This window comes from uncultured Campylobacter sp. (genome assembly GCF_937981295.1).
Taxonomy (GTDB): domain Bacteria; phylum Campylobacterota; class Campylobacteria; order Campylobacterales; family Campylobacteraceae; genus Campylobacter_B.
In genome coordinates this window covers 101,002-118,725 of the sequence record NZ_CALJPC010000071.1, presented here as the reverse complement: position 1 = coordinate 118,725, position 17,724 = coordinate 101,002, and the positions used below count along the sequence as shown (strand labels likewise).

The following is a 17,724-nucleotide window of genomic DNA, read 5'->3' as shown; positions in this document are numbered from 1 at the left end:
CGCTCAAAGCGCCACAGATTAAAATTTTACGCTCATCCAACTTACTAAATTTGACTTGATAAAATTTAGCCTCTCAAGCTTTTCAAAAACTTCTTTGCTTAAAAGCCCAAACTAAAAATTTCTTGCTAAAATATCGCAAAATTCCGCGTTCTGCGAATCGCTCTAAAGGATTTGTTTTGAAAAATTTGCCCTCTAAAAATCTCTTTGTCTACACTAGCTCGCGTGCGCTACGCGCGGCACTGCAAAACGAGAGCGGCGGCGTGTTGACGCCCAGGATTACGTTGGCGGAATTCTACGAAAAGGCGCTTTTTGTGCCGGATCTTGTCGCTTGCGGCGAGATAGACCGCGCGCTTTTTATGAAGCAGGCGGTAAACGAGAGCAAGCGCGCAGGCGAGAGGCTTAAATTCCCTAACGAGCTTTACGAGTTTATGCGCAACCGCGAGTATCTTTTCGGCTTTTTCAAGGAGCTTGCGACGGAGCGCGTAAGTATCGATGCGCTCGATCTTAGCGACACCTATGCGTGGTATGCCGAGCATTTTGAAATTCTGCGAGAGCTAGCGGGGGCGTATGCAAGGATTTTGCGCGAGCATGGATTTTACGACGAGATCACGCTGCCTGCGCTTTATGAGCTAAACGAATCCTATCTGCGCGGATTTGAGCGGATAGAAATCAACATCGACGGCAATCCTAGCGCATTTGAGTTCGAGGTTTTTAAGCGCGCTGCGGAGCTGAGCGAGGTTGTGTTGAGCTTTAGAGCCACGACTTTAAATTCCAAGCCCGTGCGCGCGGTGGAGGAGCTTTGCGGCATAAGTCTAGAGCTAGGTTTTGCCTACCGCCTAAATCTTAGTACGGGTGAAATTCTAAGCCGAGAGCCGCTAAGCGTGGGCGGGGCGGTTGTGTGTAGAGGCTTTGAGTTGCGAAGCTTGCAGGCTAGCTACGTTTTTGAAAAAATTTCATCCTTTGTGCGCGCGGGCATTGCGCCGGAGCGCATAGCGGTGATTTTGCCCGACGAGAGTTTTGCCGGCACGCTGCGGCTTTACGACGAGCGCATCGCAAGGGCTCGCGGCTCGCACAGGCTGCTAAATTTTGCGATGGGAGAGAAGCTTAAAGATAGCCTATTTTACGTAACGCTAGAGAAAATTTCGCAGTGCTTAAAAGAAGCGCGCATGCCGAAATTTGGCGTAGATTACCACGCATTCAAAAGTCCGGATGGAGGATTTTTGGATACGGGGGATTTCGCGATACAGCAAAATTTAGCGCTAGGTAATTTCGCTTCGGAGAATTCTATTTCACAAAATTTAGCACAGCAAAATTCCGCGTTTGATTGCGAAATTTTTTCAAATTCTAAAGCGGATTTAAATTTTATGTCTGCAGGGGTGTTTGAAAATACGGCAAATTTTGAAATTCTGCACGAAATTTCGGCGGAACGCGCGGATAGCGCGGGAGAGCAAAGCTTTTCTTTGGATATTGCAGAGTTGCAAGAGTCCTTGGAGTGTGCGCAGCAGCCCGATTATTCGGTTAGTGCAAAACGGCAGGAGCCTTCAAGGAAGCAGCAAGGGAGCCTACGAGACTCTATGCAGCGGGAGCATATAGAGCTTGAGGAAGAAGATGGGTATTCAAAAAGCCCTGAGCAGCGTGATCGCTTTAGGTGTTCTAAAATACACGAGGGCGCAGATGAGTATCCGCAGCGCCCAAACCCGCAGGAGCTTGATCTGTTTTTTGCGAGTGTGGGCGTGGATGAGGCGCTTTTTGGCGAGTTTGTACGCGATTTTGCAAAGCAAGTAAGCTTCGAGCATTTTGAGGCGCTAATTGCCAAGCTCGCCTGTTTACCTAAAATTAGCGACGCGCTGCTGCAAGAAAAGCTAAAAGAGCCGCTATATCTAATTAAAATTTTGCTTCGAAAATTTAAGGATGAAAACCTAAGCTTGGGCAATCTAATCGATCTTTTTTTGTTAGAAATTTCGCGCATTAAGCTTGATGATGTTCGTGGCGGAAAGGTCACGGTAATGGGGCTTTTAGAGAGCCGCGGACTGCAATTTGACGGTGTGATAATCCCCGATTTTAACGATGATCTGGTGCCTAAGCGCAGTAGCGGAGAGATGTTTTTAAACTCTGCTTTGCGCGCTAGAGCAGGGCTCATCAGCCATGCAGACCGCGAAAATTTACAAAGATTTTACTACGACGGCTTGCTAAGAGGCGCTAAAAAAAGCGCGATTTGCTATCTGCAAAGCGTCGAGAAATTGCCTTCGCGGTTTTTGAAAAGCTTTGAAGTGCAACAAGACGCGGAATTTTCGCAGGAGGATTATTTGCGGCTTTTTGGGAGAGAGGAATTTAAGCCCGCCTTATGCGGACAAGAAGATCCCGTGGCTCGCCATGATTTTTTTGCCGAGGAGCTGTCGTTTTCGCGGCTGGATACGTTTTTAGAATGCAAGAGGAAGTATTATTACCGCTACGTTTTCGGGCTAAAAGAGGGGCTAAAATTTGGCGAGGATAATGCGCTTTTGGGCAAAATTTTACATACGAGTTTTCAGCGTTTATACGAGCGAGCGGGGATGAAATTTAGCATGGAAAAATTTCGCCCTATTTATTCGCAGCTTGCGCGAGAAGCGAGCATCGCGCGCTTTGATGCGGAGCTTGAGCTAAAAGCTGTAGAAAAGCTAGCTAGGCTTTTAGAAGAGCATGAGCAAATTTGGAGCTTTAGCGGCAGTGAAGTATCGCTAAAAGGCGAGCTTGACGGAGTGCGGCTGAGCGGGCGGATCGACCGCATCGACGAAGATAAGGCAGGGCGGAAGTTTATCATCGATTACAAACGTGGTTCAGCTAAAAAGCATATGGAAAAATTCCAGCTTACGTTTTACCGCGCGCTTTTAGCCCAGGAGTGCGAATGCGCCTATCTGTCGCTAAAAGATTGCGCGTTTGCGGCTCCTGGCGACAAAACGCCTAGCTTAGAAAATCTGCGCGAGACGCTAAGCTCTATCGGCAAGGAATTTGCAAGCGAGGTCGCTTTTACGCGCACGGAAGCGGTGCAAAGCTGCGAATACTGCGATTATAAAATCATTTGCAAGGGGCAGATCGATGGCAAAATTTGAAAATTATCTGGCGCTTGAAGCAAGCGCAGGCAGCGGCAAGACCTTCAATCTCGCAGTGAGGTTCATCGAGCTGGTTCTAAAAGGCGAGCCGATCAATGAAATTTTAGCGCTTACCTTCACCAAAAAAGCTGCTGCTGAGATGAAAACGCGCATCGTGGAGAAATTTCAAAATTTGCTTGTCGTGCGCGACGGCGCCCTTGTGCCAAGCCCCGAGCTGGCGCAAATTTGCGAGGATCTAAATATGAGCGCGGATGAGGTTTTGGCAGCGCAGCAGCGCCTACTGCCTAAATTTTTAAGCGAGAGCCTAAACGTCTTTACCTTCGATGCGTTTTTTGCAAAGGCTCTGCGCTCATTTGCGTTAAACAGCGGCATCGATCCCGGTTTTGAAAACGATGAAGGGATTTTGAGTGTGCAGCAGGCTGCGTTTTTAGGCGCGATTTGTAAAAACGAAGCGCTATTAAGAGAGGTCGTGGATTATGTAAGCGACTCAGGAATGACAAAGAACGAGTTTTTAAATAGCTTACAAAGCATTTGGAGAGGCGATATAAGCATAAATCCGCCCACGTTTCCTGCAAGCTCGGCGCTAGCAGAGATAAATGAAATTTTATCCTGCTTGCAAAAAGCGGCGAGAGATGCGGGCGTAAGCGCTGGAGCCGTAAATGGGCTAAGCCCTGTTAGTGATCTGTCAAAATTATCCTCGGGCTTCATTCTTTCGGCTCTTGCCAACGGCAGTTTCGATTATCCGCGCTCACAGCTTAAAAAAATTTCGCATCTTGACGGTGAGCTAGCAAGGCTAAAAGACGCTATAGCTCGCGAAATAGCGTGGATGGATGCGACATATGCGGCTAAGCTGGCAGGACTAATTAAAATTTATGCCGAAGCGCTTAAATCGGTGCAGCGTAAAAGCGGCAAGCTCACGTTCGGTGATGTCACTGCGGCCGTGCACTCGCTGCTAAATCCAAGCGCAGAGGCGTTACAGGGCAACCGCGAGCTTTTGTATTTCAGGCTCGATTCTAAAATCACGCATATTTTAATTGACGAATTCCAAGATACCGACATTTGCCAGTATGAAATCATGCTGCCGCTAATCTCTGAGGCGCTTGCTGGCAAAGGAGCGGAAGAGCGCTGCGGCAGCTTTTTTTACGTAGGCGATAAAAAACAGAGCATCTATAAATTTCGCGGCGCGGAGAGAAAAATTTTTGATATATTGCGCGAGCAGTTTAGTCAAATCAAAACGCAGAGCCTGCCGTGCAATTATCGCAGCTTAAAACTCATCGTAAAATTTGTAAATGAGATCTTGCGCGATAAATTTGCGTCTTATGAAGATCAAATCGCAGCAAATAAGCTAGATGACGATATGCCTGCTTCGGTGCTGCAAAAAATCAAGGACTATCCGCTTTTCCATCCACAAATGCCGCTATTTGAGGTGCAAAGCGACGATTACGGCTACGTAGCAGCGTTTTCATACGACGACGTGCTAAAGGGGGCTGCGGAGCAAGCGCGCAGACTTGTTGAGGAGTGCGGCGTAAGAGCTGATGATATCGCGATTTTATGCTGGAAAAACGAGCACGTAAGCGCGCTAAAAGAGATGCTATCGGAATTTTGCGAGGTTTGCAGCGGCTCAAATAAGGCTCTGCGTTGCAGCGAGCAGGTAAATGCCGTAATTCAATACGCGAAATTTTGCGTAGGTGGCGATGAAATTTATCTACGAAACGCCGAAGCGATTTTAGGGAGGCGGCTTAAAAAAATAGCGGTCGATTTGCATAAAAATGCGCAAAAAACGGCAGAATTTATAGCTAGCTCGCTGAAATTAAATTTTGTCGATCCGGATCTGCTGCTATTTTTTGAGACGCTGGCAAAATTTAATAGTTTTAGCGAGTATCTATTTGCAAACGACGAAACGGAGGTATTTGCCAAGGAACAAAGCGGCATTAAAATTATGACTGTGCATAAGTCCAAGGGGCTTCAGTTCCCGCACGTAATCGTTTGCGATCGCATCGGAGGAAAAGACCGGGGCGAGAGCTCAAAGCTCGCGACGGACTATGATTTTGCTACGCATAAGTGGAGAATTTTTTATAAATTTGCGAGCAGAAAGAGCCTGGATACGGAATTTGCAGCATTAATGGATGAAAACGATCGCTCTGCGCATGAAGAGGATATAAATAAGCTCTATGTGGCATTTACCCGCGCCGAACGCTCGCTCATCATCGTAAAACGCTCCGAGGCAAAAATAGATCAATACAATTATAGCTTTTTTTCGCCTTACGCTAAAAAGACCAAGGGCGCGGGTGTCGTGAAGTGGCTGGATATCCCGGATTTTCAATACGGCTATGTAATCCCAAGCTTCATAAAATCAGAAGAGCAGTCGTCGCGCAAAAAGATCACGCTCGTAGCCGGCGAGCCTCAAGGCGCGCAAGAAAAAGATAGCGAAGACGAAGCGGAGGTGTTAAGCGCGATATATTTCGGCGAGGCGCTGCACTATGCGCTCGAGATGAGCGAAGGATTTGCGGCAGATGAAATTTTACGAGGAATTAGCCTGGCAAAAGGCCGCTACGCTAAATTTTTAAATGACGCGGATTTTGAAAATATCGCGGCGCGGGCGCTTGGTCTAAGCAAAAACGAGGAATTTTTAGCTCTGATAAGAGGCGCTCAAGCTTATAAAGAGATGCCGATCAAAAGCGCGGAGGGTGAGCTTTTGCGCGTGGATCTGGCGTGCTTTAGGCAGGATGAAATTTTGCTTTTTGATTACAAAAGCTCCGAAAAATACCTCGCGCAAAACAAAGCTCAAGTGGCGCGGTATAAAAGCGTGATCCGCGAGTTTTATCCGCATGCGCGGGTGCGCGCCTTTGTGCTGGCTCTCGAAGCTGCGGGCGCTAGGTTGATCGAAGTAAATGAGGAGGGATAAAATTTTAAAATTTAGATGAAATTTGAGCGCAGATAGATTAAAGATAGCTTAAATTAAGCTATACGTAAGGATATTTCTATATAATCACAGCTCAAATTTTAATAAGGCGGAAACCATGACAGAAATTACAAAGCCTAGCGAAGTTAAGCGCGACTGGGTCGTTATCGACGCGACCGACAAAAGATTCGGTAGAATGCTTACCGAAGTTGCGGTATTGCTACGCGGCAAACACAAACCAAGCTACACTCCAAACGTGGATTGCGGAGATTACGTCGTTATCATCAACGCTTCAAAAGCCGTATTTACCGGCAATAACAAGGGCGACGATAAACTTTATCACAGCTACTCGGGCTATTTCGGAAGTGTAAAGAGCGTGAAATTTCAAGACCTGCTTAAAAACAATCCTGCAAAGCTCTACAGACTTGCGGTTCGCGGCATGCTTCCTAAGACGAAGCTCGGCAAGGCGATGATCAAAAAGCTATTCGTATATGAAGGCGGCGAGCACCCTCATACTGCGCAAACAACTAAAAAAGGAAAATAATCATGGCGACAATTTATGCAACCGGAAAGAGAAAAACTGCCGTAGCTAAGGTTTGGGTAAAACCTGGAAGCGGCAAGATCGTAGTAAACGGTATGGATCTAAACACCTGGCTAGGCGGTCACGAAGCGATCAAACTAAGGGTCGTTCAGCCGCTTTTAGCGACTAAACAAGAGACCTCGATGGATATCACCGCGCAGACTTTGGGCGGCGGATATTCGGCTCAAGCGGATGCGCTAAAGCACGGAATTTCAAAGGCGCTTGCCGCGATGGATAAAGATTTTAGAGCGGCTCTTAAGCCAAAAGGTCTGTTAACTCGCGATAGCCGCGTGGTTGAGCGAAAGAAATTCGGTCGCCGCAAAGCGCGCAGAAGCCCGCAGTTCTCTAAGAGATAATGTTTTTTACAAATTTGTGGCGAAATTGTCGCAAATTTGTAAATTCTTTAAAAATTTTATGGTAATATCAAATTACAACTTTATTTGAAAGGATGTTTAATGAAGAAAGTTCTACTTGCATTAAGCTTGTGTGCATCCAGCGCATTGTTCGCTAGCGATGCTGATTATCACTGGGAGATCACCCCTACTATTGGTGGAATGACTCATGAGGGCAATATGGATTTGGATTCGAATTTTATGTTCGGTCTACGTCTTGCCAAAAATCTACAAGATTCGTTTATCGATCAAGTAGAGGTTGGTTTTGATTACTCTCGCAATATTGGCGTAGAGGATTTAGCTCACAGAGTAGGCAACGATAAGCCTGACGCTAAATATTATCACATCAATGCTGTAAAAGACTTGGTAAATTTCACCGATAATTTCAAATTATACGGCTTGCTAGGTCTTGGATATATGGATTACACTAAAGACGTTTACAACGATGGCGATCAAGATAGCGGCTTCGGTCAATACGGCTTGGGTCTAAAATACTATATCACCGACAACTTCGCTACAAAACTTGAAGCACGCGATGCTATCAGATTTGACGACGGCAACCACGTATTGTTCTATACTCTAGGCTTTGCCGTTGATTTTGGCAAGAGATATGCTGACGCAGCCCCAGCTGCCGCTCCCGCTCCTACAGGCTGCAAAGACGCAGATAACGACGGCGTATGCGATAATGTCGATAGATGCCCAGGCACACCTGCTGGCGTAGTTGTAGATGAATATGGTTGCGAGAAGGTTATTAGATTAAATTTAGGCGTAAATTTCGCTACAGATAGCTCAAAAATTTCTCCTGAGTTTATGAACCAGATCAAAAACGTAAGCGACGTGCTAGTAGCTCACCCTGATTACAAAGTAATCCTAGAGGGTCACACCGATAGCACCGGTTCGAATGCGTATAATCAAAAGCTTTCCGAGCGCAGAGCTGCTGCAGTTGGAGGTGCGCTTAAGAGCTTCGGCGTAGATGCTAGCAGAATCACTACTGTAGGATACGGTGAGACTAAGCCTATCGCTACAAACGCTACTAAAGCAGGTCGCGCTCAAAATAGACGCGTAGATGCTAAATTTAGAAAATAATCTTTTCTAGATCCACATAAGCGGGGCTTCGGCTCCGCTTTTTTTATATCCAAACTAAATTTTAAAATGCCAAAATTTCAAACCATTCTGCTTTTTGATCTCGATGGTACGCTCATAGACTCCACGCCCGCGATATTAGATGGTTTTCATTATGCATTTGCGCATTTGGGCGCCGTAGAGCCTAGCGACGAAGTAATTAAAAAGCTTATCGGACATCCGTTAGAGGTAATGTTTGAGCGTCTAGGTGTGACGCGCGATGTGCAGAATTTCGTGCTCGCCTACAAACAGCGATACGCGCAGACTTTTTTGGATCAGACCGTTCTGCTAAGCGGTGCGTTCGAAGCGGTTCGTGCGGCGAGCGAGTTTGCAAACTTAGGCGTCGTGACGACCAAGACGTCGAAATTTTCTAAAATTTTATTGCAGCATCTGGGTATTGCGAAATTTTTTGGCACCATCGTCGGGCGAGAGGATGTGCAAAACCCCAAACCAAGCGCCGAACCGATCTTAAAGGCGCTCGAAAATTTAGGAATTTGCGGCGCGACTGCTAGCAAAAGCCCGCATGTGACTCGCGGTAAAACTTACGACGCGACTGCCAATGAAAACACAAGCGCTGCTGGCAGGAACACGATTTTGAGTGAAATTTCGGCGCCTGATTTAAAGAGCCTTTCTGCGCTTGATCCTGATCCTAGCAAAGTTTGCGAGCAAAATTTAAGCAGTATTGCGAGTCAAAATTCTGATAGAATTTCGTTTAAAGATTTAAGCGAAGTAAAGAGCGATAGACATGAGGCTGGTGATAAGAGCCAAAAGAGCGGTATCGGCATCGAGGGCGAGAGCTATAAAAGCGGTGCGCGCGGCAGTAAAATTTATGATGCGCATGAGCTAAATTCCACTCCTTGTTATGACAAAATTTGCAGTGACGAAATTCTGCCTTCTGTAAGCCAAAATATCTTTATGATCGGCGATACGTCGCTTGACGCCATCGCGGCAAAGTCGGCAGCGGTGCGAAGCGTGGGCGTAAGCTGCGGCTACGGCAGCGCCTCGGAGTTACGGGCGCATTTTGAGTTCGTATGTGCGGACGCAAAAGAGGCGGTTGAGCTGATACGCGAAATTTCATCAAAATTTTAGGTGCAATAAAGCGAATTTTTTCTAGCTTTGATACGTTATTTTTGCGAATACTTAGAAGTGAACCCGCGCCCGAAATTTAAAATTTCCAATTAATTTTTGAGTTTTAAACAGCACGCGATATGAATTTGCTCGTGCTATTTAGCTGGAAAGCAAGGCACTTTCTAAGTGTTCAAACGATGCGCGGAGTTAAATTTCGCATATTTCTGCTCTGGTCTAGCAAAATAGCCTGTGCCATATAACGATATATGAGAGATTTCACTTTGTTCGTCGTGCTTGATTTGATTCGTCGAATGTTTGGTATTAACACAATGTATGAGAAAATTTTACCGCAGTCAAATTTTATGTAATTTCGCAATATCTTTTGAGCCTGCGAACGGCCTTTGCAAGAAATTTCATGTAAGCTTCGCGCCTAAATTTTGGTTTTGATTTTAGTTTAGACCCCATTTAGTAGCAATAAATTCTACGCTCCGCTTGAGGCAAGTATTTGACAGGCTTTTTGTGCGATCTTGCCGCAAGTCTATTTGACACTTATTTAGAGTGCTGTATTCAGGTTTTGTCGCAATCATGCTCGCTGCGGATTTTCGGTGCGATTTATAGCATTTAAGGCCGCGCCCGCGCCCAGCGAGCACTAAACATATATGTTTTGAAGACAGGCTTATATGCTAAAATTTCATCCTGCGACAAATAGCTCGCGAAGGCGTAAATATAGGATAAACTAGCCAAATTTTAAAATTTAGCTCCGCGGCGAGCAGCCATATTCTTTTATCAAAGCCTATGAAAGCAGCGTTAGCTTTTGCGTTTTAATTTTATCGTTTAGGCGCAGCAGGGCTTTAAATTTAATTAAAATTCTGCAAAATTTTAAAATTCCACCCGCTCTTATGCTTTTTTAAAGCAAAATTCTATAAAATACCGCTTCCGCAATGGGCTATCGTCTAATGGCAGGACAACAAACTCTGGATTTGTGAATATAGGTTCGACCCCTATTAGCCCATCCACTTAAATTTTTAATCCCCTTTATCATAGCTAGCGTTTGAAATTAATTTGCGCATCATTTTTGCAGATCATGGCAGCATTTGCCGGCTAAAGCAAATTGCGTTGAGCCATAAAATACGCAAAATTTTAGCGAGCTAATAAGTAAGTTGCCGCTTTAAAGCGGCGGATTATTTGATTTTTTCTTTGCCTTTGTAAGTGGCGATGCTTTGATACGAGCCATCCTTTTTAAACGCTACCACGTCATAGACCTCGGGCTGAGAGCCTTGCTCCATACCTGGTGCTTCTAGTGGCATGCCAGGTACTGCTATGCCGATAACGTCTTTAGGCTTATTTTTTAGTAACGTGCGGATTTCGCCTACTGGCATATGCCCTTCGACTACATATCCGTCTATGATCGCGGTGTGGCAGCTAGCGAGCTCCAGCGGAAGTTTGAGCTCATTCTTCTTCTGAATAAGTGGCTCATCGGCCAGCGAAATCATCTCGACTTCAAATCCGTTTTGCTCCATATATTTTGCCCAGTTGTGACAACAGCCGCAGCTCTCGCCGTGATATACCTTGACGTGTTCGCCCGCCGCGACATAGCTTCCTAATGCCGCTAAAAGCGCACCTGCAAATAAAATTTTCTTCATATTTTACTCCAGTGATTAAAAGTCCTCAATTATACAATACGAATAGTAAATTTTTAAGAGTGAACCGTAGGATTTTAAGATTAGATTTGGTGAAGCAGTACCCGCTCGTAAGCCGAAATTTTACGAAATTTTAAAATTTCGGCGTCGCGGATAAGGCGGATAAGTTGGTTATAGACACTGAGACAGTGCTGATTTGATAGCGGATTTTGATACGTAGCCTTCCGAGTCGCTGGTAAGTGATACGTCGCAGCCCGGCTTATAGTTTTTCCAGGTGTAGATGTTGCCGTTGTCTTCGGTTGTTTTGATGGAGTCTGGCTGTTTATTCCATGCAGAAATTACTTGATTGATATGAAATGCATCGCTGCGATCTTTCGGCGCATTAGTCATGCCTGTGCTATCGGGCAAAGTCGTTTCGACCATATCAGTGGTGCCTGCGGTGGAGACCTCTTGGACTTTATCATTTACGCCGCCGATATTTGTTTTGCTGCTTTGGGATTTTGTTTGATTGCGTACTCCGCTTGGTTCGTTGGATATATTCCAGTTGGAACAACCGATAAAAAATACCGCTGCTACGAGCGCAGCTATTAAATTTCTCATAAAATTCTCCTTCAAAAATTTCGTTGCGATAGTAGCACATTTATCTTTAGTTTAAAATAAATCCGAGCCCTTCAAATTTGAAATTTCCTAGGAATTTTGCGAGGCGTTTCAGTAGGAATTTATAAAATTTCGGATAATATTCAAAGTTTCATACCAAACGGGCTTTTAAATTTTGCACGGCAAATGCCTTTTTGGCTACCAAATTTTAAAGGATTTTTGATGTATGCTATCATCAAACACGGCGGCAAGCAGTATAAGGTCGAAGAGGGCAACTACCTAAATTTAGACCATTTTAATGCTGAGCCGAAAGCAAAGCTCGAGCTTAGCGAAGTTTTAGCGCTAAACGACGGCGAGTTAAAGGTAGGAGCACCGTTCGTAAAGGGTGCCAAGGTGGTTTTGGAGGTCGTTTGCGAAGGCAAGGATAAAAAAGTCGTTATCTTCAAAAAACGCAGACGTAAAGATTCAAAAGTAAAACGCGGCTTCAGACGCCAATACACCCGCGTCAAAGTCGTTTCGATTAACGCATAAAGGATAGGAAATGGCACACAAAAAAGGTCAAGGCTCAACCCAAAATAATAGAGATAGTATCGGACGCCGCTTGGGCGTCAAAAAATTCGGCGGCGAGTTCGTCCGCGCAGGCAACATCATCATCCGTCAGCGCGGCACTGCGACGCACCCGGGCAGCAACGTAGGCATGGGTAGCGATCACACGATTTTCGCGCTGATCGACGGCGTCGTAAAATTTGAGCGAAAAGACAAAAATCGTAAAAAAGTATCGGTTTATCCGGCTGCGTAAATATCGCTAAAATCTTCGGGGGCGCAAGCCCCTCTTTTAAAATTTCATCCGTTTAAAAATTATCTTCAACTCATTTGGCTATAATTGCCGTTTTAAATTTAAGGATAGCTATGTTCATAGACAGCGTAAAGCTTAGTGTCAAATCAGGGGACGGCGGCGCGGGCTGCGTCAGCTTCCGCCGCGAAAAATTCGTCATCTCAGGCGGTCCCGACGGCGGCGACGGCGGCGACGGCGGCGACGTGTATTTTAGGGTCGATAAAAACTCCCACACTCTCTCATCCTACAAGGGCAAGCGGGAGTTTAAAGCGCAAAACGGCGCGCCCGGCGAGGGTCGCAAAAAGACCGGCAAAAGCGGTGAGGATCTCTATCTCATCGTGCCTCCGGGCACCAGCGTTTACGACGAGGATAGCGGCGAGCTGGTGCTTGATATGCTAAACGACGGCGAAACGAAGCTGTTTTTAAAAGGCGGCAAGGGCGGGCTTGGCAACGTGCATTTTAAAAGCTCGATCAATCAAGCCCCCGAATACGCGCAAAAAGGCCTAGAGGGGCAGACGCGCGAGGTGAGACTGGAGCTAAAACTCATCGCAGACGTTGGGCTCGTGGGCTTTCCAAACGTAGGCAAGAGCACACTAATCTCGACCGTCTCAAACGCCAAACCTCAGATTGCTAACTACGAGTTTACCACGCTTACGCCAAAGCTCGGACTCGTCGAGGTGGACGAATACAGCGGCTTTGTCATGGCCGATATCCCGGGCATCACCCTTGGCGCAAGCGAAGGGCGCGGGCTTGGCGTGCAGTTTTTAAAACACGTCGAGCGCACGAAAATTTTACTTTTTATGCTCGATCTTGCGAACTACCGCAGCCTTGAGGAGCAGTTTGACGCGCTGAGGGCCGAGACGGCGAAATTTTCAGGAGAGCTTGCAAAAAGAGACTACGCGATCGCTCTAACTCGCGCGGACGCGGCCGAAAATTTGCAGGAAAAATTTGATGCATTTTTGACGCACTTGGGGCTTGTAGGTACAGCTGGCGAGATGAAATTTAAACAAGATATTTATGAGTTTGACGCCGCCAAGCCGTTTTTCGTGATGCCGATCTCCTCGGCGACGGGACAAAATATAAACGAGCTAAAATTTAACCTGCTTGAGCTGCTTAAAAAGGAGCCGTAGGTTGCTCTAAAGCCGCGCCGTAGAGGGGTTTTGATGAACGCAGGTCTTAAGCGCGCCCGTATACGCGGTTAAATTTTATTTTTATCGCTCGCAAACGCCGCAAAATGATAAAATTTAAGGATGCGAAATGAATAAAATTTTTATTCTAGTATTTTTATTCTTCGGCGCATACGGTTGCGATCCCGCCGATCCGGTGCCGAATTTTATGGAGTTTAACGACAAGGATCGCGACGGTGCGCTGAGCTTGCAGGAGTGGATGGCGAGCGAGGTGCCGTCTGGGTTAAAAGTAGAGTTAAATCTGCGCTCAGGCTCGGAATTTAAGAGGCTCGATGCTAATCGCGACGGTAAGATTAGCCTAGAAGAGCTGAGGGCGAAATCCTCTGCAAAGATTGATTGGTCCGAAGATCCGTGCGCCTTTTGGCCGTGGAAGGATCAAGACGGAGATGAAAATCAATCTGCCGTCAAATAGCGCGCGGGCGAGTGCGGACTTCGGTTTGCTTAGGGGTTTGCGTAAAATTTTACTTCATACATTGCCAGCACCCACATTATCGCTAGCAATGCGATTTGACTAAATTTAAAGGAAAAGAATGAATATAGTTTTTATGGGTACGCCCGAGTATGCGGCTAAAATTTTGCGCGCGCTTGCGGAGACGAGATTTGAGATCGCGGCTGTATTCACGCAGCCCGATAAGCCTGTGGGCAGGAAACAAATTTTAACTCCAAGCGAGGTTAAAGTCTACGCGCAGCAGCACCTGTCCGCCACGCCCATCTTTCAGCCTGCGACTTTAAGAGACGAGGCGGTTACGGCGCAGATAAAAGAGCTAAAGCCGGGTTTCATCGTGGTTGCGGCATACGGTAAAATTTTGCCGCAGGCCGTGCTTGATATCGCGCCTTGCATAAACCTGCACGCCTCGATCCTGCCTAAATACCGCGGCGCAAGTCCGATCCAAAGCGCACTACTAGCGGGCGAGAAGCAGACGGGTGTGACGGCGATGATGATGGATGTGGGGCTTGATACGGGCGATATGCTTGATTTTGCCTACACGCCTTGCGAGGACAAAACGGCGGCGCAGCTGTTTGACGAACTAGGTGATCTGGCGGGCGAGCTGATAGTGCGAGTGCTGCGAAATTTTGCAAATTTGACGCCGCTTAAGCAGGATGACGCGCAGGCAACGCACTGCAAAAAAATCGCAAAATCTGACGGACTTTTTAGCTTTGAGCAAAGCTCGGAGCGAATTTATAATAAATTTCGCGCGCTAACGCCCTGGCCGGGGATTTATCTAGCTAGCGGGTTAAAAATTTTAGAACTAGAGCTTTTGCGCGAATCTAGCGGGCGTAAATTTGAACGCGCGGGTGAAATTTTAAGCGTCGATAAGCTCGGCTTTGGCGTCGCATGCGGCGAAGGCGCAGTTAAGATTTTAAAGGTACAAGAGCCGGGCAAAAAGCCAGTGGATGCTAGCGCGTATCTAAACGGTAAGCGGCTAAAGATCGGCGATCTGCTATGCTAAGCGGGATTTTAAATTCTCGCGTTTTATGCCACGCTTTTGATGCTATGCGGGGATTTTATTTGCGCCGCGCTTTTGGGATCGCGGCGAAATTATGCCTTGGGTATCGCTGCAATCGTAAAGTAAAATTTTACCGCGCGGAATTTCGAAACGAAGCTCCAAAATTAAGGTTTTATAAAATTTTAAAACCTCGCTTCTATACTTTAAAATTTTACGCTCGCAGGAGCTTTAAATTTCGCTTTGGCAGTTGCGAACCTTGCGGCGTCGCACCGAACACACACCGCTTAAAATTCTATGATCGTGCCGCAGAATTTTTACGAGGCGGAGCTTTAAAATTTTATCGCCGTGTTGTCAAAAAGATCCGTATCACCGAAAAATTTAGTAAAATCGCTAAATTTCATCGCATAAAATTCCGCTACGCCGTAAAATTTAATCGTGCTAAATTTTATCTTGTTGCAAAATTCTATCACAGCGCGGAATTTAAATGCTTGCAATATTTCAAGGCGAGCGCTTCGTCTTACGCAAGGAGGGGGCTTTGCAAGTAGAATTTGTAGAGCAAATGCCCTCTACGCAGGAGTTTTTAGTAGATGCCGTGCGTGAAGGCATGATAATGCCGCCTTTTGCGATCGCCGCAAATCGCCAAAGCGCCGGTATCGGCTCGCGCGGCAACGACTGGCAGAGCATAAGCGGCAATCTCGCATTTTCGTTCTGTGTCGCGCAGAGCGATCTGCCCGCGGACGTGCCGCCTCAGTCGGCGAGCATATATTTTGCGATGATCATGCAGGAGCTTCTCGCATCACTCGGTTCGCAGCTTTGGCTTAAATGGCCCAACGATTTTTATGTAGATGAGCGCAAAATCGGTGGGACGATGACGAATAAGATCAAAAATACCCTCGTCTGCGGCATCGGCATGAACCTACTCGGCGCGCCCGAATATGCGGGAATTTTAGATATAAAAATCAGCGCAAAAGACGCTATAGAGGGCTTTTTTGCGCTATATGAAAATAAAATCTCGTGGAAGCAAATTTTTAGAAATTTTTCGTTACAATTCCAAAAATCGCAAAAATTTAGTGTTCATCTAGGCGGCGAAAAAATTTCGCTTGCGCAGGCTAAACTTTGCGAAGACGGATCGATCATAATAAACGAAGAAAGGGTTTATGCTTTAAGATGAGTGAAGTAATTACGATTGCAAATCAAAAAGGCGGCGTCGGAAAGACGACCACAGCGGTTAATCTTGCTGCGTCGCTAGCGATAAAGAAAAAGCGGGTCCTACTGATCGACGTAGACCCTCAGGCGAACGCTACGACCGGACTTGGCTTTAACCGCAGCGACTTTGAATTTAACATTTATCACGTCCTAACGGGGCGTAAGAGCATGTCCGAAGTGATCCAAAAAACCGAACTTGAGTTTATGGATTTAGTGCCGTCAAATATCGGACTTGTAGGCATCGAGCGCGAAGTAAGTGAAGAGAAAGACTTCAAACTAATGCTAAAAAATAAAATTTCGGAGGTTAAGGACAGATACGATTTCATCATCATAGATTCGCCGCCGACGCTCGGTAGCATTACGGTAAATGCCTTGGTCGCAAGCGATAGCGTCATCATCCCGATTCAGTGCGAATTCTATGCACTTGAAGGCGTCGCGCTGATCCTAAATACCGTAAAAGTTGTCAAGCAAACGCTCAATAAAAATTTAAAAATTCGCGGATTTTTGCCTACGATGTATAGTTTGCAAAACAACCTCGCTAAAGAAACGGTCGCGAATTTACGCGAGTATTTTGACGATAAGCTCTTTCGTATCGGCAAGAGTGATGATCTAGTCATCATCCCGCGCAATATTAAGCTAGCCGAAAGCCCAAGCTTCGGCAAGCCGGTGGTTTTATACGATATAAAATCCGCCGGCTCCATCGCCTATCAAGACCTCGCTAAATCCATAATGGAGCAAAAATGGGCAAGGTAAAAAGAGCGCTCGGGCGTGGGCTCGGTGCGATTTTAGACGACGTAGAAAGCTCCTATAACAGGGAGCTAGAAAGCGGAAATGCCGATAGCTTAGTTATCGAAATCGATGTCGATAAAATCGAGCCAAATCCATATCAACCGCGTCAAAGCTTCGATGAGGAGGCACTTAGGCAGCTAAGCGAAAGCATCGCCCGTCACGGGCTTATTCAGCCTATCATCGTTATTCAAAAAGATGATTCTTACGTCCTTATCGCCGGCGAGCGGCGCCTAAGAGCAACGAAGCTTTTGGGCGAGAGTAAAATCAAAGCCGTAGTCGCGGACATAAAATCTCAAAATTTAAGGGAGCTTGCCCTCATCGAAAATATCCAGCGCGAGGATCTAAATCCTATCGAGCTTGCTAAGTCCTATAAGGAGCTTATCGGCGAATATAGGATCACGCAAGAGGAGTTAGCCGACATCATCAAAAAGTCCCGCACGCAGATTACCAACACGCTAAGGCTTTTAAATTTATGCTCCGAAGTGCAAGACGCCATAAGCGCGGATAAAATTTCGCAAGGGCACGCCAAGATAATGGTTGGACTTGAAAAAGAGGATCAAATTTTAGCTCTAAATACTATTTTAGGACAGCGCCTAAGCGTAAGAGATACTGAAACTTTAGTCAAAAAGCTCAAAGATAAAACCGTTCCGAAAGAGAAAAAGCCTGGCGCAGAATTTCAAAGCTTCAAGCCCGAGCTTTTAAAGCTAAAGGCCAAGCTTGATCAATTTGGTAAAATAAGTATCAAAGAGCGTAAAATTTCGATCGAATTTAGCGAAATTTTACAAATTTCCGAGTTTTTAAAGAAAATCGGATGATTTTTTATAGTGTATTTTAATTTTTCATATTGTAAAATACGCATTTTGTTTAAA

At 46.0% G+C, this 17,724-nt stretch carries 17 protein-coding genes and 1 tRNA gene; 15 read left to right on the top strand and 3 right to left on the bottom strand.

The window, feature by feature from the left end:
- Nucleotides 1-176: 176 nt before the first annotated feature.
- The 7 genes from Q0135_RS06380 (at nt 177) to Q0135_RS06350 (ending at nt 10,169) form a co-directional block, all read left to right on the top strand.
- Entirely contained in the window at nt 177-3,089 is a 2,913-nt protein-coding gene (locus Q0135_RS06380; protein ID WP_297989242.1) for a PD-(D/E)XK nuclease family protein, read from the top strand.
- Nucleotides 3,076-5,994: a RecB-like helicase gene (locus tag Q0135_RS06375; protein WP_297989240.1), complete on the top strand. Its 2,919-nt coding sequence runs from the start codon at nt 3,076-3,078 to the stop codon at nt 5,992-5,994. The genes Q0135_RS06380 and Q0135_RS06375 overlap by 14 nt, the downstream gene beginning before the upstream one ends.
- A 115-nt stretch (nt 5,995-6,109) precedes the next feature.
- Nucleotides 6,110-6,535 carry a 50S ribosomal protein L13 gene (rplM, locus tag Q0135_RS06370; protein ID WP_005869672.1) on the top strand — a complete coding sequence of 142 codons (426 nt, stop codon included), beginning with the start codon at nt 6,110-6,112 and terminating at the stop codon, nt 6,533-6,535.
- Between the two features lie 2 nt (nt 6,536-6,537).
- Nucleotides 6,538-6,927, top strand: a complete 390-nt coding sequence (gene rpsI / locus Q0135_RS06365) for a 30S ribosomal protein S9 (RefSeq protein WP_005869670.1) — start codon at nt 6,538-6,540, stop codon at nt 6,925-6,927.
- A gap of 99 nt (nt 6,928-7,026) precedes the next feature.
- On the top strand, nt 7,027-8,049 hold the full coding sequence (locus Q0135_RS06360) for an OmpA family protein (protein WP_297883041.1): 1,023 nt from the start codon (nt 7,027-7,029) through the stop codon (nt 8,047-8,049).
- A gap of 66 nt (nt 8,050-8,115) precedes the next feature.
- Nucleotides 8,116-9,174 carry an HAD family hydrolase gene (locus Q0135_RS06355; RefSeq protein ID WP_297989238.1) on the top strand — a complete coding sequence of 353 codons (1,059 nt, stop codon included), beginning with the start codon at nt 8,116-8,118 and terminating at the stop codon, nt 9,172-9,174.
- Between the two features lie 921 nt (nt 9,175-10,095).
- A tRNA-Gln gene (locus tag Q0135_RS06350) sits at nt 10,096-10,169 on the top strand.
- Nucleotides 10,170-10,334: 165 nt separating this feature from the next.
- On the opposite strand, the gene Q0135_RS06345 is transcribed toward Q0135_RS06350, so the two are convergent.
- Nucleotides 10,335-10,796 (bottom strand): DUF411 domain-containing protein, encoded by a 462-nt coding sequence (locus tag Q0135_RS06345; RefSeq protein WP_297989236.1) that lies wholly within the window; start codon nt 10,794-10,796, stop codon nt 10,335-10,337.
- A 168-nt stretch (nt 10,797-10,964) separates the two neighbouring features.
- Complete coding sequence (locus Q0135_RS06340; RefSeq protein WP_040303372.1) at nt 10,965-11,393, bottom strand: hypothetical protein; 429 nt, start codon at nt 11,391-11,393, stop codon at nt 10,965-10,967.
- A gap of 219 nt (nt 11,394-11,612) precedes the next feature.
- Between Q0135_RS06340 and rplU the strand changes: the two genes are divergently transcribed.
- The 5 genes from rplU to fmt all read left to right on the top strand — a co-directional run bounded on the left by rplU (nt 11,613) and on the right by fmt (nt 14,863).
- Nucleotides 11,613-11,921: a 50S ribosomal protein L21 gene (gene rplU, locus Q0135_RS06335; protein WP_040303368.1), complete on the top strand. Its 309-nt coding sequence runs from the start codon at nt 11,613-11,615 to the stop codon at nt 11,919-11,921.
- 10 nt (nt 11,922-11,931) lie between these two features.
- Entirely contained in the window at nt 11,932-12,189 is a 258-nt protein-coding gene (gene rpmA, locus Q0135_RS06330; RefSeq protein ID WP_295151027.1) for a 50S ribosomal protein L27, read from the top strand.
- Between the two features lie 110 nt (nt 12,190-12,299).
- Nucleotides 12,300-13,355, top strand: a complete 1,056-nt coding sequence (gene obgE / locus Q0135_RS06325; RefSeq protein WP_297989234.1) for a GTPase ObgE — start codon at nt 12,300-12,302, stop codon at nt 13,353-13,355.
- 127 nt (nt 13,356-13,482) lie between these two features.
- Nucleotides 13,483-13,824, top strand: a complete 342-nt coding sequence (locus Q0135_RS06320) for a hypothetical protein (protein ID WP_297989232.1) — start codon at nt 13,483-13,485, stop codon at nt 13,822-13,824.
- Nucleotides 13,825-13,942: 118 nt separating this feature from the next.
- Nucleotides 13,943-14,863: a methionyl-tRNA formyltransferase gene (gene fmt / locus Q0135_RS06315; protein WP_297989231.1), complete on the top strand. Its 921-nt coding sequence runs from the start codon at nt 13,943-13,945 to the stop codon at nt 14,861-14,863.
- Nucleotides 14,864-15,189: 326 nt separating this feature from the next.
- Here fmt and Q0135_RS06310 read toward each other — a convergent pair whose 3' ends face one another.
- The gene (locus Q0135_RS06310) at nt 15,190-15,330 is read right to left on the bottom strand and encodes a hypothetical protein (protein ID WP_297962725.1); all 141 of its coding nucleotides are present in this window, start codon (nt 15,328-15,330) and stop codon (nt 15,190-15,192) included.
- Between the two features lie 14 nt (nt 15,331-15,344).
- Between Q0135_RS06310 and Q0135_RS06305 the strand changes: the two genes are divergently transcribed.
- From Q0135_RS06305 to Q0135_RS06295, 3 genes are read left to right on the top strand one after another with little or no spacing between them, the layout of a single operon-like run.
- Entirely contained in the window at nt 15,345-16,031 is a 687-nt protein-coding gene (locus Q0135_RS06305) for a biotin--[acetyl-CoA-carboxylase] ligase (RefSeq protein ID WP_297989229.1), read from the top strand.
- A complete protein-coding gene (locus Q0135_RS06300) occupies nt 16,028-16,819 on the top strand; it encodes a ParA family protein (protein WP_177389424.1) in 792 nt (263 codons plus the stop codon). Before Q0135_RS06305 ends, Q0135_RS06300 begins: the two co-directional genes overlap by 4 nt.
- On the top strand, nt 16,807-17,670 hold the full coding sequence (locus Q0135_RS06295) for a ParB/RepB/Spo0J family partition protein (RefSeq protein ID WP_297989228.1): 864 nt from the start codon (nt 16,807-16,809) through the stop codon (nt 17,668-17,670). The genes Q0135_RS06300 and Q0135_RS06295 overlap by 13 nt, the downstream gene beginning before the upstream one ends.
- Nucleotides 17,671-17,724 lie beyond the last annotated feature (54 nt).

Bases quoted from the DNA above. Each gene is read 5' to 3' on its own strand.
- Q0135_RS06375 (WP_297989240.1), top strand. From the start codon at position 3,076: ATGGCAAAATTTGAAAATTATCTGGCGCTTGAAGCAAGCGCAGGCAGC.
- rplM (WP_005869672.1), top strand. From the start codon at position 6,110: ATGACAGAAATTACAAAGCCTAGCGAAGTTAAGCGCGACTGGGTCGTT.
- rpsI (WP_005869670.1), top strand. From the start codon at position 6,538: ATGGCGACAATTTATGCAACCGGAAAGAGAAAAACTGCCGTAGCTAAG.
- Q0135_RS06360 (WP_297883041.1), top strand. From the start codon at position 7,027: ATGAAGAAAGTTCTACTTGCATTAAGCTTGTGTGCATCCAGCGCATTG.
- Q0135_RS06355 (WP_297989238.1), top strand. From the start codon at position 8,116: ATGCCAAAATTTCAAACCATTCTGCTTTTTGATCTCGATGGTACGCTC.
- Q0135_RS06345 (WP_297989236.1), bottom strand. From the start codon at position 10,796: ATGAAGAAAATTTTATTTGCAGGTGCGCTTTTAGCGGCATTAGGAAGC.
- Q0135_RS06340 (WP_040303372.1), bottom strand. From the start codon at position 11,393: ATGAGAAATTTAATAGCTGCGCTCGTAGCAGCGGTATTTTTTATCGGT.
- rplU (WP_040303368.1), top strand. From the start codon at position 11,613: ATGTATGCTATCATCAAACACGGCGGCAAGCAGTATAAGGTCGAAGAG.
- rpmA (WP_295151027.1), top strand. From the start codon at position 11,932: ATGGCACACAAAAAAGGTCAAGGCTCAACCCAAAATAATAGAGATAGT.
- obgE (WP_297989234.1), top strand. From the start codon at position 12,300: ATGTTCATAGACAGCGTAAAGCTTAGTGTCAAATCAGGGGACGGCGGC.
- Q0135_RS06320 (WP_297989232.1), top strand. From the start codon at position 13,483: ATGAATAAAATTTTTATTCTAGTATTTTTATTCTTCGGCGCATACGGT.
- fmt (WP_297989231.1), top strand. From the start codon at position 13,943: ATGAATATAGTTTTTATGGGTACGCCCGAGTATGCGGCTAAAATTTTG.
- Q0135_RS06305 (WP_297989229.1), top strand. From the start codon at position 15,345: ATGCTTGCAATATTTCAAGGCGAGCGCTTCGTCTTACGCAAGGAGGGG.
- Q0135_RS06300 (WP_177389424.1), top strand. From the start codon at position 16,028: ATGAGTGAAGTAATTACGATTGCAAATCAAAAAGGCGGCGTCGGAAAG.
- Q0135_RS06295 (WP_297989228.1), top strand. From the start codon at position 16,807: ATGGGCAAGGTAAAAAGAGCGCTCGGGCGTGGGCTCGGTGCGATTTTA.